This window comes from Robertmurraya sp. FSL W8-0741, from assembly GCF_038004005.1.
Classification (GTDB): Bacteria; Bacillota; Bacilli; order Bacillales; family Cytobacillaceae; genus Robertmurraya; species Robertmurraya siralis.
On sequence record NZ_JBBOQG010000001.1, the window covers coordinates 4,582,375 to 4,599,106 of the forward strand.

Consider the following 16,732-nt stretch of genomic DNA (forward strand, 5'->3'; position numbering starts at 1 on the left):
GTATTCATACTTTAGCTGTTATGCTAGGAAATCATCATCTTCAATTGTGGTGAAATCATTAGCCGCTGTGGTTCTGCTGCCTAAAGGCTCTCCGTCTCTAATCTTCTGGATGTTACCAAGTCCGCAGGCCACACCCTTGTTCCCATTAGAATTGAAAGCATAGAAATTAAGTGACACTCTTGCATAGCAACCACTATATACCTCGTTGCGATCCAGAATGGGCTTGACTGCTTTATCTACAATCTGAGGCGGAGTAGTACTGTTGGCATTTACGAAATAATGTCCTTTATAAGCCTCATCATCTCGTTCTACATCACCATCTCGAAGTGGTAGCTTGATAGCAGCCTTATTTGGCTTTTTACCACCAAACTTTGCAATGCCCTCTTCAATGGCTACATCTACTGCTGCATTGATAGCATTAATGGTTTCCTTATCTGTTTTGGGAATCAATACAGATACGCTGTACTTTTCCGCTCCGCCATTGATGGATACGGGCTCCCAGCCGTGAAAGTAGCTAAGACGTGTGTTGACGCTTGTAACAACCTTAGTTCTGTTTTGATTATTCATATTCCAATTCCTCCGTTATTTCGTTAAATTCGTTTTTTACGTTTGATATATTCATAGCCTGCCGCTTATCCGAATTTGGAACCAGCGTTGGCTTGCCCGGTGGTTTATGTATGAGACCACCGAGAATTTGCTCAAATTTCTTTTTGCCCATCAGCTTCTGCATTTCCGTAAGGTTAATGAGACTCTGACGATAGATATCCTTATAGCCGTTTGCCTTGGCTGCTTCAGCCACAGCTTCTTCGTCCTTATATTTACGGATTGATCTGCCCTCGACTACCTTAAAACCGTGCCACTCTTTCCCGTGATTAACGGCAGTATCCGTGGCATAAGCAATGATTTCATTTGCCCACTTTGTAAGGTCAGACAGTTTAGAAAGAACTTCTTCAATTTCGGAGTCCGGAAGTAGGGGTGGCAATTTAAAGACAATTATCCTAAGGCAGTGGGTTTAGCAAAAATCGCAGAGAAGCATTGGGATATATTTGGCAGGATTCAGCTCATTCGACTTAAAAAAGGTGTAGATGGTCGTGAACATTTCTATCGACTAGATATGGGAAAAACAACGATTAGGAATAAAGTTCGTGGCATAACATCAAATGAGGAACTGGATAGAATTTTCGATACAGATGCTGTACGAGAAGATTAAATAATACATCTATCCTGTCTCCTCAACCTCAATAAAAAATCTAATCTGTCAACTCGACCCTATCGTTTTCAGGGTAGTTGATATGTTTCCTCAAAGAATAAAAATGAGGGTTTCCCGACTTTAACATCCTCGGCAAAGTAGCCGTGAGCAAAGTTCAATGTCAGGAAACCCTTTATTTATCAGTGCTTTGAATAGCCTTATTTCTCCACCTGTACCATAAGAATAATCATCTGCTAAATCCCACCTCTCCAACCCGCATTCCACCGTTCGAGTCATAATAAAGTTTTGCTACAGACCCCTCATTTTTATCCAATTTTGGATTAAAATCGATCGTTTTACGAGCCTTTTTTAGCTGTTTTTTCATGGTTTTTTCGGAGTTAGAATAAAGTTTTGACATAATAGAGGGAAGAAAATAATGGAGATAAGAGATCAAGAGGAAAGATAAAAATATTGGATAAGTATTGATTTGTTATTGAAATAGTATTGAATCGAATATTGGAAAAAGCCAGTAACATCAATAGTTTGGGAACATTACTGTATTGAAAAGATATTGAAAAAGACATGAAAAAACCCGGGTTCCTGATGAGGAAAACCCGAATTTTTAATGAGTTTTATATTGAAAAAGCAAAGGTTTATTCTTACAGAATTGGTGGTAAAGTTAGCAAAAGTTTATTATGACTGTCAAGAGTTTATTATTGATCTACATAGTAGAAAAAGAGTTTCAGATATAAGAAAATAGATTTTCTACTTAAATTACTTTCTTAACCTTTTGGTACAAAACCCACCAAGTAAGTCATCATCCACACTACTTTTCGAGAGTGAAGTATTTTAGAACAAAGATCAGAAGAACCTATTAAGCATCCAGTCCGATCTTAATTTAATTGTTCTTTTTCAATTTATCTATATGTCCACCTATTATGAACTCGAGATTATCACTAATTTTCTTAGAATCCCAATCCCACCACTTTATTGTTAGCCAATCCTCTATTACTTTATCTGAATAACGTTTTTTTATAACTATCGCAGGATTTCCTCCAACAACTGTATAGGGGGCTACATTTTTTGTAACAACTGATTGTGCAGCAATTATTGCTCCATCTCCAATTTTGACTCCAGGCATAATTGTTACATCTCTTCCTATCCATACATCATTTCCGACTTCAGTATCTCCTTTAATCGGCAGGTCGTCTAAGGTAGGTACATACATATCCCACCCACTGCCAAACAAATGGAATGGATAAGTAGAGCCATCCATTTGATGGTTCGCTCCATTCATAATAAAGGTTGTTCCTGGACCTATCGAACAAAACTTTCCTATAATCAGTTCATCACCTATTACTTCATAGTGATATAGAACTTGTTCTTCAAATGACTCTCCATGTTTACTATCATAGTACGAATAATCCCCAACAGAAACATTTTTTCTTGTTATAGTTGGCTTAATAAATTGAACATTTTTATTTCCTTCTAATGGAAATGGAGTTTGTGGATTTGGTCCAGGAAAATTATTAGCAGACATAAACTCACTCCTTTATATCATTGTTTAAAGATGACTTGCTAATTTAATCACAACGAATTATTTCACACAGGCCGAGGCAGCGGTCGTTTTTTCCATTTCCCCTACTAACTGGTTAAAGTCTATTTTTTTATAGTCAAAAAATGCTTAATAATGTTACTCGAAGTATGAATCAATTAAGAAATGGATTAAACTACCATGAAAGATATACTTTTAATAGAGGGGCTCTAAAAACGGAACAGCTGTATCATCTCCAATTCTAGAACTTCTTCAGAAAAAACCATATTGAACACCAATAAAAAAGATATAATTAATGGTCATATTCTTAATTTTAATTTACATTTTATTCAAAAAACACACGAGGATATTCAACAACTCCTGAAACTTTATCAAGGGTATTTCCGCCTAACTCCACTGCCATAAACGACTCGTCTGGCACTTCAAAAGGTGCTTTTATTCCCCAAGTGGATGCTTTTTTGAACCCGAACTTCGGATAATATTCAGGATGCCCTAAAACAACAACCGAATTAAATCTAAGCTCTTTTGCCTTTTGCAATGCTTTACTAATCAATAATTTACCTACGCCTTGATTTTGATATTCTGGTAGGACAGATACAGGTGCAAGAGCGAGTGACTCTACAACTTGATCTTCATTTTTAATTTTTATCTTGGATAATAGAATATGTCCCACTTGTTTGTTATCATCATTATCCATCGCCACTAAAGATAATTCTGGTATAAATACGTTTGAATTTCTAATACGAGACACCAAATGATGTTCATTTTTATCACTGTGCTCCGCATTAGCGAATGCATTCTTTACCACTTCTTCAGTTATTTTATAGTCTTTCACCTGTTCTTGTTTAATTACTATGTTCATTTCTTTATAGCTCCTGTTCAAGTACATATTTTTACTTTACTCTTTCCCTAGAAATGTTGTAATAACTCGGGTAAACTCTTCCGGTCTCTCTTTCTGTGGCCAATGTTTACACCCTTCCATTACATACAGCTCGGAAGCCTTCATAGCCTCATGTGCTTCAAACGCATGTTTAATAGGAACTGAGGTATCTTTTGACCCATGAACGATTAATGTCCGTTTTTTAATTTCAGATAGATTTTCTGCCAACTTAGTTCTAAGTCCTGTGCGTGTAATCTCACTTCTCTGGAATGACATAAATGCTTTACCAGCATGTGGTGCTTGTAAAAATCCATAAATTTCATCTACAAGTTCTTCTGATACATTATTAGGATTTCCAAATAAACTATTTAGCAGCGTCCACTTCACAAATCTTCTGCTTTTACTTGACCATTTATACGAAAGTTCATTGAGGAATGATTGTGTATACCAATAAGTGAGAAGATGATAAGGAAGTTTACTAAATAGCCCCCACGCACCTACTAATACTAGCTTTTCTACTCGAGCTGGATATTCGAGCGTATACCCAAGAGAGATTCCTCCACCTAAAGATAGTCCAACCAAGTTAGCCTTCTCAAGGTGAAGACGATCTATTATTTGATTCAATATATCAATGTAAAAGGAAAGTGAATATTCCACATTAGGTTTATCACTTTCTCCATACCCAGGAAGGTCAGGAGCAAATACACGGTGATTTTTTGATAAAGGACCTAATACCTCACTCCAAGATATATTTGCTGAATCAACTCCTGCACCATGCAAAAGTATCACAGGAGAACCAGATTCTCCAGCTGTATAGCAATTGACATTTATATCATTTAATTTTAGTTTTATCGTTTTAATTTCTGGAAAGTTTCCTATCATAATATTAATCCTCCACAGCATTTTAATAGATTCATGTTTCATCGCCTTTAAATTATGAACTATTTTAACTCGTTTATTTCATAATATACAAAAACTATTTTTTCTGCAACAACTTATGAACTATTTTTATTGTTTTATTACATAATTTTTATTAAACTAACAATGAGGTGAAGAAAATGGATGGGTTTGAAAAACGTAGGGAACAAAAGAAAAGAGACATTTTAAATGCCGCATTAGCCCTATTCATGGAGTATGGATTACAAAAGGTATCTATTACAGAAATAGCTAAAAAGGCCAATGTATCGCAAGTCACCATATATAATTACTTTGAAAGTAAAGAAAATCTAGTTCGTTTAGTTTTTAAGTTTTATGTTGATCAGATATGGGATGAACAAAAACATCTATTAGTTAATGACCTTCCATTTAATGAGAAGATTAAAAAGATTATATTTGAAAAAGGTATTGCCGCTAATCAAATAAGCGAACGATTTTTTCAAGACTTTATGAAAGATTATGCAAGTGGGCAGAGTTATGTTGAAGAAGTATATCAAAAGGAAGCCCTTCCACTCTTCATTAAACTTTTTAATGAAGGTAGAGAACAAGGATATATTGACTCTGAGATATCAGATGAAGCTATTTTATTCTATTTAAAGATGTTTCAAGAATATTTGCAGCGTGAAGATGTTGCCACAATGACACTTCCAATTGCTGAGGATCTTACCAAGTTATTCTTTTACGGCATAGCAGGTAAGAAAGAAGATTAAGACCTTGTTTACCAAGTAAAGTTGGGTAGGAATTCTTAAATTAAGTATTTAATAAAAATGAAGACTTATTTTCGGAATTACTCCTTGGGCTTATCCTCGATTAAACCAAACAAAAGCATTTGAGAAAAAACTTTACTGAGGGAATTTTCAAACTATAATTCAAGTAAATGTTCTTAAAGAAATATTTTATCAAAATAAGGAGTTGAATCTTGTTTTAGATTCAACCCTTCATTTTTTATCTATATTTTCTCTCTTTTTTCTTTTAAGAACTTCCAAATGTTCATTTTAACGATATTCGGATCAGAGTCGGTAATGTTTATTTTAATTGAGAGATTTACTTTTTAAACAGACAATTTTCCACCATAAGAATAATCATTTGCTAAAACCCCACCCCTCCAACCCGCATTCCACCGTTTCACTCATAATAATGTTTTGCTACAGACCCCTCATTTTTATCCAATTTTGGATTAATATCGGTCGTTTTTCGGGCCTTTTTCGGCTGTTTTTTCACGGTTTTTTCGGAGTTGGAATAAAGTTTTGCCATAATAGAGGGAAGAAAATGGTTGAGATAAGAGGTAAAGAAAAAAGATAAAAATAGTGGAAAAATTATTGAGATTATATTGATTAGTATATTGGATAAACCCACTATTATCAATCGGTTTAGGTACATATATGTATTGAAATGATATTGAAAAAGACATAAAAAACTCGGGATCCTGATGTGGAAAAACCGAGTTTTTAATGAGTTTTATATTGAAAAAGCAAATGTTTATTTTGACAGTATTGGTGGTGAAGTTAGCAAGAGTTTATTTTGGTTGCCAAGAGATTAATATTTATCTACACCACTGTTCTTTTAAAAAAATCTCACCCCATCTTCACCCCACGCCAACCCGCATTCCACCGTTGCCGTTTAAAATAAAGTCACGCTATCTTTCCCTCATTTTCACACATTTTTAATCACGTTTTGCACGTTTTTCCGCCCTTTTTTCACACTTTTTGTTCACGTTTTTCTCGATTTAAAATAAAGTTCTGTAAGATTCAAATCAAGAAAAGATAGTAGTTACAAGGGTTTCGGGCATTTTGGGTACAGGACTTTATTTTAAACGGTTGAATATGGATATTGCGACTTTATTATAAAGTACAGGAGTTTATTGCTTGTCTACAACCACCCTAGACATCCACGCCACACACTCCACATGCCCCGTATGCGGAAACATATCCACTGGCTGAACTTCAACGGTCCGATAGCCTCCGTCCTCCAGGATTCGTAAATCTCGCGCCAGGGTAGCAGGATTACAAGAGACGTAAACAACCTTTTTCGGCTTCATCTTGATTATGGTCTGGAGCAATGCCTCGTCACAGCCCTTGCGTGGAGGATCAACAACCAGCACATCAGCCTTATTGCCTGCCTCATACCATTTCGGAATCACGATTTCGGCTGCTCCTGATTCAAATACTGCATTAGTAATCCCATTCAATTTAGCATTCTTCTTAGCATCCTCAATCGCTTCAGGAACAAGCTCGACCCCGAATACTTTCCTTGCCTTCTGGGCTAGAAACAATGAAATCGTGCCAATTCCACAATAAGCATCAATAACTGACTCTGTTCCTGTTAGTGCGGCATATTCAAGGGCCTTATCATAGAGCACCTTTGTCTGAATGGGATTCACCTGATAAAATGATAAAGCTGAAATGGCAAAGCGCACATTGCCAATATAATCATAAATCACTTCATTGCCCCAAAGCACCTTTGTATGCTCGCCAAGAATAACATTTGTTCTTTTTGAATTAATGTTATGAATAATGGATTTGACCTTGGGCAAACGAGTAATGATCTCCTCCATAAGCTGCTCTTGATGAGGAATATCTGGAGTCCGAGTTACAAGCACAATCATCAATTCCCCAGTTTGTTGACCATAACGGGCCATAATATGACGCAGAACCCCTTTATGGGCACCCTCATCATATGGGCGAATGCCGAGCTTGGCGCAAATTTCTTTCACTATCTGAACTGCTTCATTAATTTCTGGAATTTGAATCAAACTTTCATCCGTATCGACAATTTCATGGCTTCTCGGTTTGAAAAAGCCCGCAATCAGTTGGCCATCTTTTTCGCCGACCGGAACCTGCGCTTTATTGCGATAATGCCACGGATTGTCCATTCCTAGAATCGGGTGAATTACAACATCTTCAAGTTTCCCAATGCGTGCCAGAACTTGGCGGACCTGATTTTCCTTATACTTCAATTGTCCATCATAACGAATATGTTCAAGCTGGCAGCCACCATATTTATGGAGTTCTTCTTTGCTGATTTCGACCCGATATGGACTTTTTTCATACAGTTCTATTAGTCTGCCAAAGCCATATCCTTTATTGACTTTAATAACCTTGATTAATGCTTTTTCTCCCGGCAGACCATTAGGGACAAAAATCGGATAGCCCTCAATTTTTGCTACTCCTGCTCCTTCATGAGTTAGATCTTCAAATATCACATCTATGTATGTATTCTTTTCAACCGGTAATGTACGTTTCATCGATAAATTCCTTCCTTCATACATGTGAGATTGTATCATACCTTTATAGGAAAATAAAAAAAGCTAACATAATGCTAGCTCTTCATTCAATCAGTGTCGTTCACTTCGGCGTCCTTTGTTTTCTTTGAATCTGTGTGTATAAAGTCTTTTAAATCGTCTTGTACAGATTCTTCAGCGAGTGCTACATTTGAGCGATAAGCGGACCGAACTAACACGTGCGCTGCAACCGGAGCAGTTAAGAACACAAAAAATATGCCTAAAAATAATCGAATACTAAAGTAATGTTCCTCTAATAGAAAAAAGAGAAATGTTCCTACTAAGATAAAGAGAACTCCAAGAGTCGTGCTTTTGGAAGCAGCATGCGAACGAGTATATACATCAGGTAAACGCACTAACCCAATTGCACTTAACAAACTAAAAATGGTACCAATTAAAATCAACAAAATGGGCAGAACTTCACTTGGGATGTTTGCGTTCAATGACTACACCTCTTTCCAGATATCTTGCAAATGCAATGGTGCCAATAAAAGAGAGAATGCCGATCAGAAGGATGACCTCAAAAAAACCCGTACTCCTCATTAATACAGAGAAAACAGCAACCCCGGAAATAATATTAATTCCTAATGTATCAAGTGCTTGAACGCGATCAGACGCTGATGGTCCCTTCACTAACCGATACATAATAGCAATAATCGATAAAGTGAGAAAAATTAACGAGCAAATTAACATAATCTCTATCATAATCTCGTCACCCTCTTTATAGCCGTTTCAAATTTCTCTTTTGATTTAATAACAGCATTACTTGAGTCTGGAATATCCATGGCATGAATAAAAAAACGTTTGTTATCAGGTGAAATTTCAACTACGACAGAGCCAGGAGTTAGCGTCAATAATAATGCTAATAAAGTAACCTCCAAATCACCTTCCAAATCAGTTTCCAAAGTAAAGATCCCAGGTGAAATGTCAATCTTCGGCTTTGTGACCTGCCGAATCACCAGAATACTTGAGGAAAATAGTTCATAAATAAAAACGAGAACTAGTTTTAAAATGGCTAATAATGTTACAGGGTAAAATTTAGCAGGAAGAAATCTGCGTAAAATATATAACACTAGCAGTCCAAATAAAAAACCACTAAAGAACGTCAGGACACTCCAATTATCTTGAAAAAACATCCAAAGTACACCGATAAATAAATTAATTAAGATTTGCACGGGCATTTTAACCACCCCTTTTCATTTTTCCATCTAGGATTATGGTTTTGGATTAACGCCTAATACTGCTTCAATATATAAATTCGGATTCATTAATACCTCTACTGCTAAGTCCACATAATCATGAATCGCTTCTGCCCCTAGTCCAAGAGCAATGGTAAGGGTAGTTAGCAGGCCAATCGGCAGTAATAGACCTTTCGTTGTGCCGTACTCATCCTCTTCTCGAATAACCGTATATCCCCAAAAAGCATTCATAAAGACCTTCATAATGGAGTAAAGAACTAAGAGGCTGGTAATTAGACCAATCGCACCTAGCCAAAAATAACCCGATTCAAATGTTCCCTCCGTAATGAAGATTTTTCCGAGAAATCCACTTAATGGTGGTATCCCTGATAAGGATAAGGCAGCAACGAAAAACATCCAGCCTAATTGAGGATGCAAGCGAATAAGACCACTTAAGTCTTTCAGATTGCTCGTACCCGTTAGATAGATAATCGTTCCTCCTAAAAGGAAAATAAGTGCTTTAACAATCATATCGTGAATTAAGTAGTATAGCGCACCCGTCATCCCAACTGTAGTAAAAGAGGCAACCCCAGCTAAAATAAAACCAACCCCAACGATCACATTGTAGGTGAGAATTCTTTTGATATCCCAATAGGCAACCGCACCAATTGCCCCTAATCCCATTGTGATGGCAGCTAACAGCCCAATAAACCAGTGAGTCACCTCTGGCTCATGATAGAACACCAAAGTAAATACTCGAATAATTGCATAAATTCCTACCTTCGTAAGAAGTGCAGCAAAAATAGCTGAAATGGCTGTTGGTGGGGCACTATAAGCTCCCGGTAACCAAAAGAAGAGAAACAGTCCAGCTTTTAAGCTGAAAACAATTAAGAACAATATCGCAACAGTCGTCATCAGTCCTCCTTGGCCAACCTCCGCCACACGAAGGGAAAGATGAGCAAAGTTTAACGTCCCAGTCATTGCATAAAGAAAGGCAATTGCCACTAAGAAAAGGAAGGATGACAATATATTAATTAAAATATACTTTATTGACTCCCTCAGTTGGATTTTGGTTCCACCTAAAGAAATGAGGACGTAAGAAGCTACTAGCATAACTTCAAAGCAGACAAATAAATTAAAGATATCACCTGTTATAAATGAGCCATTTACTCCGGCAATTAAAAATAGAAATAGAGGATAAAAGTAAAACTTTTCTCTTTCCTCTCCTATGGTATGAAAAGCATAGAGTAAGCAGCAAAAGGCTACTATGCTCGTTACCATAATCAGCAGGGCTGCAAACAAATCAATCACCATACTCACTCCATAAGGTGCTTCCCAACCACCTAATTGAAGCGTTTGGATTCCCTCACTCTTAATTTGAAATATTAAATAAAGAGTTACAGAGCCTACAGCAAGCATAGAAAAGAGGCTTAAAAACCGTTGAATCTTTATCTGTTTTCTCATAATCACCATTATCATCCCTATAACAACTGGAATAATGATGGGTAATATCACTAAATTATTCATCTTCTTTACCTCTCAGTTGCTCCGTATCATCCGTACCTAAAACCGTATAGGCACGATAGCTTAATACTAAAAATAAGGCTGTAGTAGCAAAATTAATTACGATTGCTGTTAATAAGAGAGCCTGGGGCAAGGAATCAGCATAAGTCACATTTTCAATCCCCAAAAGTGGTGGTCCCCCTTTTTTTAACCCGCCCATTGTAATAATGAGAAGATTTACCCCATGTCCAATAATAGATGTTCCAAGGATAATCCTTAACAGTGTTTTCGTTAAGATCAAGTACGTCCCGATCATGAACAACAAACCAACAACTATGCACATTAATGTCTCCATTATCGATCATCCCCTATACTCATAATAATCGTTAGAGACGTTCCAATTACAGCAAGTGCAACCCCTATATCAAAAAGAACAGCTGTTGCTAATTCGGTTTTTCCAAAAATAGGGAGATTAAAGTAATCAAAGGCTTGGGTCAGAAAAGGAACACCCAATAACATAGCTCCAACTCCTGTTAGGACTGCAATTAATACCCCTAAAGCCGCTATCACTTTAAAATCAACGGGAAAGTTTTTACGAACCGTTTCAATATTAAAGGTTAAGAAAAGAAGAACTACGGCGGAAGAAAACGCTAATCCACCAATAAAGCCACCACCAGGATAATGGTGTCCTGAAATAAATAAGTTGATCGCAAATGTAAAAATAATCACAACCGCAACTTTTGAGACACTGCGGATCAAGACATCATTCGGCTCCTTCATTCTTATCCCTCCTTGCCATTCTTAATTTAATCAGCGTGTATACACCTAATCCCGCCATCGTTAAAACCAAAATTTCTAACATCGTATCGATTCCACGGAAATCAACAAGAATCGCATTAACAATATTCTTTGCACCAGCAAGTTCGTATGAATTTTCATAGTAGCTTGATATTGAATCGAACAACCGTGTCCCTTTGGCAGATAGTGCAACAACTGTAATGATCACTCCCACTCCAATAGAAATGATCGCATTTGTCATTTTAAACGGAATCTTCCCAATCTCTTTACGTAATTCTGGAAGATGATAGAAGCATAATAAAAACAGCACAGTCGTCACAGTTTCTACCACTAATTGGGTGAGAGCCAGATCGGGAGCTCGAAAAAGAACAAAGAAAAACGAAACAAGAAACCCTAATGCTCCGATTGCGAGGATCGACGTAAGTCTGGATTTTGAAAAAAGGACGGTCACTGCTGAAATAATCATGGCGATTACTAATCCCGCCTCATATATATTGATATCAGCATCCTGTGATACATCAAAAGTAAAGCCGCCAAACGTCCAAAATACCCCACCAACAATCACGACGATGAACGCAAATATATACACGAGGTAATCTCTGATAAAGCCAGTCATATATTTGTTGGTTGCCTTCTTTGATAGAACTTCCATATTCTCTAGACTGAAATTATAAATAGTATTCAGCGTTAAAGCTTGAGGATAGTAATTATAAATCCGATACCACTTTCTTATATAGAGATACATCAATATCCCTAATCCCACAACCCCCAGAGTCATTATTAGTTCTGGAGTCCATCCGTGCCATGGGCTAAGTTTGATACTTAATTCTCCTGCTTGAGCAAGACTCGGCAATACCCCTTCCCACGCAGGCAACAAAAAGTACTTAGAAAATAGATTTGGGAAAAAGAAAATTGCCACTACTAATATTGCTAAAATTAGTGGTGAGATTAACATCCCAAAAGGTGCCTCATGTACTGGTTTATCCACTCTTACAAATCTATGCTTTCCTCTAAATGTTTTAAACACAAGAATCATACTATAAATAAATGTAAAAATACTCGCTACCCAAGCAATAACCGGGATGACAAATCCAAGGTTAGCCAAATTGAAAATAGACATATTCGCTGCCTGAAGAGTTGCAGTAAAGAACAGTTCTTTACTAAGAAATCCATTGAATGGCGGTAGTCCTGCCATTGAAAAGCCACCAATAATCATTAATGTAAAAGAAATTGGCATTAGATGCATGAGACCGCCCAACTTTCGCAAATCACGCGTCCCTGTCTCATGGTCAATAATTCCTACCACCATAAATAGGCATCCTTTAAAAGTGGAATGGTTAACAAGATGAAAAATGGCTGCAAATATAGCGGTGGCATAAATGAAAGATTCATCGCCGTAACCGAAGTATAAAGCGCCAGATCCCATCCCGAGAAGACTCATAATTAAGCCCAATTGACTGATGGTTGAGTAGGCTAAGAGAGCTTTCAGGTCCGTTTGACGAACAGCATTGACCGAACCGTATAGGAGGGTCACCAAACCCACTCCCGTGACAATCCAGAACCATTCACCAGTCCCTCCAAAAATAGGAGTCAGCCTTGCAACTAAATAAATCCCCGCTTTGACCATCGTTGCTGAATGTAGGTACGCACTAATCGGGGTAGGTGCTTCCATAGCGTCGGGAAGCCAAATGCTGAATGGAAATTGGGCAGACTTCGTAAAGGCGCCTAATAAGATCAAAATCATTGCCGGTAAAAACAATGTGTTAGAAGTGATTGCTTCCAAATTGTGACTGGTTAACATTTCCCGAATACTATATGTATCTGACATCATCGCCAACATAATCAGACCAGCCAGCATCGCAAGTCCGCCAAAAACCGTAATAAGCATTGATTTTTGGGCACCATATTTTGATTTTTCACGTTCATACCAATAAGCAATTAATAAGAAAGAAGACACGCTTGTCATTTCCCAAAATACATATAAAACAAAAATATTATCTGAGAAAACAAGCCCGAGCATCGCTCCCATGAACATCAATAAATACACATAGAAGTTATGCAATGCTTCACGGTCTTTAGACATATAATAAATGGAGTAAAGCACAACTAGTGCACCAATTCCTGCAATAAGTAGGGCAAAGATGAGGCTTAATCCATCCATATAGATTGCAAAATCAATATTATAGGATGGGAGCCACGGTAATATTTTCATAAAGGTATTACCGCCAGAGATTTCGGGGATAAATGTAATGAGATAAGCAAATATGAATACTGGGATAAAGAACACAAACCAACCAGTATGAATTTTCTGATTGAATTTTTTATATAAATATGGCACAATCGTTGCAAAAATAAATGGTGTCAGCACCATTACGTGTATCCAAGACAATAGGTGTCCCTCCTCTACATTTAGACAAAAAGCTGTCAATTTCCAAACATTCTCCAACTTTGAAGTTCGAAAATCCATTGACTGAAAATGTGGCATGGGTTATAGTCATACATAGTTTATAAAATGGAACAAAAAATTAACCAATGAATACCCATTTTTATTTGAGGTGAATCAATAATGAAAACAATGAAAGAGCGGATGGATGAAAGCATCCTTGTCTGTGTTTATTATGGTCCGAATGGTGAACGTCTCATTCAGCGTGGCTGCAAAATAGCCAATATGCTTAATTGCCCCTTATATATTCTTACGGTTGACCCGAAACGTTTTGATGATTTAGACGCAGAAAAAACAAATTATATTACTAGATGGAAAGAATTAGCTGAACAGCATAGTGCAGAAGCTTTTATTTTGAAAGACAATGAAAAGAGACCTGTTCACCAAGTGATAGCAGAAGTTGCTCGAGAAAAACATGTTACTCAAATCATTATCGGTCAAACAGCTCAGAGCCGTTGGGAACAGATTGCAAAAGGATCCATTATCAACTCCTTACTTCGAGAGATCCCGTTTGTAGATCTGCATATCATTTCTGTTGCCCGCTATTTAAAAAATCCGGATAAACATTATGATAAAGGAATTCGCGCTTACTTAATCAAGGAAGATGACCATTATCGAATCATCTTTAAGCATACTAAGGATGTAGAATATGAAGGTATCTTCTTCAAGGAACTTGGAACAGATTTTAATAATGGCATCTTCAAGTTCATAAAAGGAACAGAGACATTGCAGGTTCATGTAGATGAGAACATTGTTAAAAGCTTAACAAATGTTGAAATGGATACTACAATAGAGGATGAAGACGACTATTTGTAATGTTAGCCCTCCAATTAAATGGAGGGTTTTCTTTATCAAACTCTTTTTTAAAAAATGGGACTTAGATTTTATAAATGGCGAGACTTTCCTCTATAAAAATGAATCATTTATAAATTCACATCTACCTTTATCAGCCTTTTTTCATTTTTATCAATTCCCAAATACCTTAAAGTTTCTGACGCAGATTGATGGCTGTAAATTTTCATTAAAATCGATATGGCAATACCTTTCCGATAAGCATGATAGCCGAACGTCTTTCTTAAGGTATGCATCCCAATTTTCCCTTTAATTCCAACTTCCTTTGCGGCGGCATTGATGATTCGATACGCTTGCTGACGAGAAATGGGCTTGTCATTTTTCTTTGATTTAAATAAATAATCTGTTTCTTTAAAATCATATTGGCTAAAGTAAATACTCAATGCCCACTTTACACGATCGTTGAGATAAAACGCCCGTTCTTCCTCTCCATTTGAATCCTTTAAATAAAGGAACTCCTTAACCTTCTCTCCATCCCATACATCTGTGATCCTTAATGAAAGCAGTTCACTTACTCTTATTCCTGTATTAATTCCAAAAATAAACAATAGCAAATCCCTTTGAGAACTCTTTTTTAAAATACGTTTAATCGCATTAATTTTTTCGATATCCCTGATTGGCTCGACGTACTCCACAGAATCGCCCTCCGCTTATGTTACATAATTATATCCTAACATATACTAAGTTACATGACAATTCCTTAGTATCCCTTTTCACTAGAAACCTTTTGAAAACCGAAAACAGTAATGTTCATCTTTAAAAGTTCAACCTTTGCATAGAATTGCGAGGATTTTCCGGTTGATTGAATTTAGATGCGGGATTTATTGAAATTCTGAGGAAATAAAAGCGGGGGCAAAAAAGCCCTTGAATGTGAGAAGAAAGCCACCATCTACAGCTCGACACAAAATCGAAATAGAAAGTGTTCTGTCACATCAAGGGCAATCAATTTTTCCATGTATTTTTACTGCGGGTTATTAATAAACGACATGTCTTAGTTCGAAAATTGCAGCATTCACCAACCGCATCCTCAGAGGACTCATCAAGAGAAAAACGAACCGTTTTTTTCTCCTACTGTCAAGTGTTTTATTTGGCAATCCTTCTAATCTGGCCGGTCTTCATCCCGTATTTGATCAATCGGAACGAATACCTCTAGGTGACGGTATAAATTGACGAATTCTGCCGGAAGTATTCCTCCGAATTCCCCATCTAAGTTCAGTTGAACTTTATCATCAGAATGGACTTTAATGCGGTTTGCCTGTGTATAAATAACAGATGGATCATGAATATGTTCACCGCGAAGAGCAAGGGTGGCGACACGGATAAAGTCAGCTAGATTAGTTTTTTTCAAAATGAGAAGTGAAAATAAACCATCATTAATCGAGGAATTCGGTGCGAGCTTCTCGAAGCCACCCACTGAGTTTGTGAGGCCGACTAAAAATAGCATGACCTCTCCTTCGAACAGTTTTCCATCATACTCGATTCGAACTTCCGTCGCTTTGAAGGAAGGGAGCATCTCAATCCCTTTCAAATAATAAGCTAGTTGTCCGAGCATCGTCTTAAGCTTACTTGGCACCTCATAAGTAAGCTCTGTAATACGACCACCGCCACTTATATTGATAAAATATTTATCATTCATCCGACCGAGATCAACCGGGATTGTGTCACCCTTAACAATGATCTCTGTTGCCGCATCAATATCTCGCGGAATATGCAATGCCCTGGCAAAGTCGTTCGTTGTGCCAGCAGGAATAATTCCAAGCTTCGGGATGTATTTTTGTTCAGCTAAACCGTTGACGACCTCGTTGATCGTCCCATCTCCTCCAACCGCGACAACAAGATCATGCTTACGCTCAACCGCAACTCTTGCTGCTGTAGTAGCATCACCAGCACCAGTTGTTGCATGACATGAAGTCTCATAACCTGCCTTCTCTAGTTTTTGTAGAACTTCAGGCAAATGCTTTTTGAATGCTTCACGGCCTGAAGTTGGATTATAAATAACTCTTGCTCGTTTCATATCTATCCATCCTAAACATAATATTTAAATCGCTCCAAGTGCTTTTTACATTAGTAAATAATTCCATACCTATCATATCGCAAAAGAAGTCTGACTTCCACTTA

Annotated in this window: 18 protein-coding genes; 3 read left to right on the forward strand and 15 right to left on the reverse strand. The window is 37.2% G+C overall.

The genetic code is table 11. The features are described from left to right. Positions 1 to 18 precede the first annotated feature (18 nt). Positions 19 to 567, reverse strand: coding sequence for a DUF2815 family protein (locus tag NST02_RS22365; protein ID WP_340949836.1), 549 nt, complete (start codon positions 565 to 567; stop codon positions 19 to 21). Next, entirely contained in the window at positions 560 to 982 is a 423-nt protein-coding gene (locus NST02_RS22370; protein ID WP_235879415.1) for a DUF2800 domain-containing protein, read from the reverse strand. The genes NST02_RS22365 and NST02_RS22370 overlap by 8 nt, the downstream gene beginning before the upstream one ends. Before the next feature lie 24 nt (positions 983 to 1,006). Between NST02_RS22370 and NST02_RS22375 the strand changes: the two genes are divergently transcribed. Then, positions 1,007 to 1,210 (forward strand): hypothetical protein, encoded by a 204-nt coding sequence (locus NST02_RS22375; protein WP_211344083.1) that lies wholly within the window; start codon positions 1,007 to 1,009, stop codon positions 1,208 to 1,210. Positions 1,211 to 2,087: 877 nt separating this feature from the next. Here NST02_RS22375 and NST02_RS22380 read toward each other — a convergent pair. From NST02_RS22380 to NST02_RS22390, 3 genes are all read right to left on the reverse strand, one after another. Then, positions 2,088 to 2,729: a Vat family streptogramin A O-acetyltransferase gene (locus tag NST02_RS22380; RefSeq protein WP_018664385.1), complete on the reverse strand. Its 642-nt coding sequence runs from the start codon at positions 2,727 to 2,729 to the stop codon at positions 2,088 to 2,090. 340 nt (positions 2,730 to 3,069) lie between these two features. Next, positions 3,070 to 3,606, reverse strand: coding sequence for a GNAT family N-acetyltransferase (locus tag NST02_RS22385; RefSeq protein ID WP_137743049.1), 537 nt, complete (start codon positions 3,604 to 3,606; stop codon positions 3,070 to 3,072). A 36-nt stretch (positions 3,607 to 3,642) separates the two neighbouring features. Further along, positions 3,643 to 4,506 (reverse strand): alpha/beta fold hydrolase, encoded by an 864-nt coding sequence (locus NST02_RS22390; protein WP_018664383.1) that lies wholly within the window; start codon positions 4,504 to 4,506, stop codon positions 3,643 to 3,645. Between the two features lie 176 nt (positions 4,507 to 4,682). Here NST02_RS22390 and NST02_RS22395 point away from each other — a divergent pair, with 176 nt between their 5' ends. After that, the gene (locus tag NST02_RS22395; RefSeq protein WP_018664382.1) at positions 4,683 to 5,270 is read left to right on the forward strand and encodes a TetR/AcrR family transcriptional regulator; all 588 of its coding nucleotides are present in this window, start codon (positions 4,683 to 4,685) and stop codon (positions 5,268 to 5,270) included. A gap of 1,148 nt (positions 5,271 to 6,418) precedes the next feature. Here the strand turns inward: NST02_RS22395 and rlmD are convergent. The 8 genes from rlmD to NST02_RS22435 form a co-directional block, all read right to left on the reverse strand. After that, positions 6,419 to 7,804: a 23S rRNA (uracil(1939)-C(5))-methyltransferase RlmD gene (gene rlmD / locus NST02_RS22400; RefSeq protein ID WP_340949837.1), complete on the reverse strand. Its 1,386-nt coding sequence runs from the start codon at positions 7,802 to 7,804 to the stop codon at positions 6,419 to 6,421. Positions 7,805 to 7,890: 86 nt separating this feature from the next. Further along, on the reverse strand, positions 7,891 to 8,283 hold the full coding sequence (gene mnhG, locus NST02_RS22405) for a monovalent cation/H(+) antiporter subunit G (protein ID WP_095309054.1): 393 nt from the start codon (positions 8,281 to 8,283) through the stop codon (positions 7,891 to 7,893). Beyond that, positions 8,261 to 8,545, reverse strand: coding sequence for a Na(+)/H(+) antiporter subunit F1 (locus NST02_RS22410; RefSeq protein WP_095309055.1), 285 nt, complete (start codon positions 8,543 to 8,545; stop codon positions 8,261 to 8,263). The genes mnhG and NST02_RS22410 overlap by 23 nt, the downstream gene beginning before the upstream one ends. Then, a complete protein-coding gene (locus tag NST02_RS22415) occupies positions 8,542 to 9,021 on the reverse strand; it encodes a Na+/H+ antiporter subunit E (protein WP_095309057.1) in 480 nt (159 codons plus the stop codon). The genes NST02_RS22410 and NST02_RS22415 overlap by 4 nt, the downstream gene beginning before the upstream one ends. A 33-nt stretch (positions 9,022 to 9,054) precedes the next feature. Beyond that, a complete protein-coding gene (locus NST02_RS22420) occupies positions 9,055 to 10,545 on the reverse strand; it encodes a Na+/H+ antiporter subunit D (protein WP_137743051.1) in 1,491 nt (496 codons plus the stop codon). After that, entirely contained in the window at positions 10,538 to 10,876 is a 339-nt protein-coding gene (locus NST02_RS22425) for a Na(+)/H(+) antiporter subunit C (protein WP_095309060.1), read from the reverse strand. Before NST02_RS22425 ends, NST02_RS22420 begins: the two co-directional genes overlap by 8 nt. Further along, the gene (locus NST02_RS22430) at positions 10,876 to 11,301 is read right to left on the reverse strand and encodes a Na(+)/H(+) antiporter subunit B (RefSeq protein ID WP_095309062.1); all 426 of its coding nucleotides are present in this window, start codon (positions 11,299 to 11,301) and stop codon (positions 10,876 to 10,878) included. Before NST02_RS22430 ends, NST02_RS22425 begins: the two co-directional genes overlap by 1 nt. After that, positions 11,285 to 13,708, reverse strand: coding sequence for a Na+/H+ antiporter subunit A (locus tag NST02_RS22435; RefSeq protein WP_095309064.1), 2,424 nt, complete (start codon positions 13,706 to 13,708; stop codon positions 11,285 to 11,287). Before NST02_RS22435 ends, NST02_RS22430 begins: the two co-directional genes overlap by 17 nt. A 177-nt stretch (positions 13,709 to 13,885) precedes the next feature. On the opposite strand from NST02_RS22435, the gene NST02_RS22440 reads away from it, so the two are divergent. Next, on the forward strand, positions 13,886 to 14,578 hold the full coding sequence (locus NST02_RS22440) for a universal stress protein (protein WP_095309066.1): 693 nt from the start codon (positions 13,886 to 13,888) through the stop codon (positions 14,576 to 14,578). Positions 14,579 to 14,685: 107 nt separating this feature from the next. Here NST02_RS22440 and NST02_RS22445 read toward each other — a convergent pair whose 3' ends face one another. Together NST02_RS22445 and NST02_RS22450 are read right to left on the reverse strand one after the other, a co-directional pair. Next, positions 14,686 to 15,249, reverse strand: coding sequence for a tyrosine-type recombinase/integrase (locus tag NST02_RS22445; protein ID WP_095309068.1), 564 nt, complete (start codon positions 15,247 to 15,249; stop codon positions 14,686 to 14,688). 464 nt (positions 15,250 to 15,713) lie between these two features. After that, positions 15,714 to 16,628 (reverse strand): diacylglycerol kinase, encoded by a 915-nt coding sequence (locus tag NST02_RS22450; protein ID WP_095309070.1) that lies wholly within the window; start codon positions 16,626 to 16,628, stop codon positions 15,714 to 15,716. Positions 16,629 to 16,732: the final 104 nt, after the last annotated feature.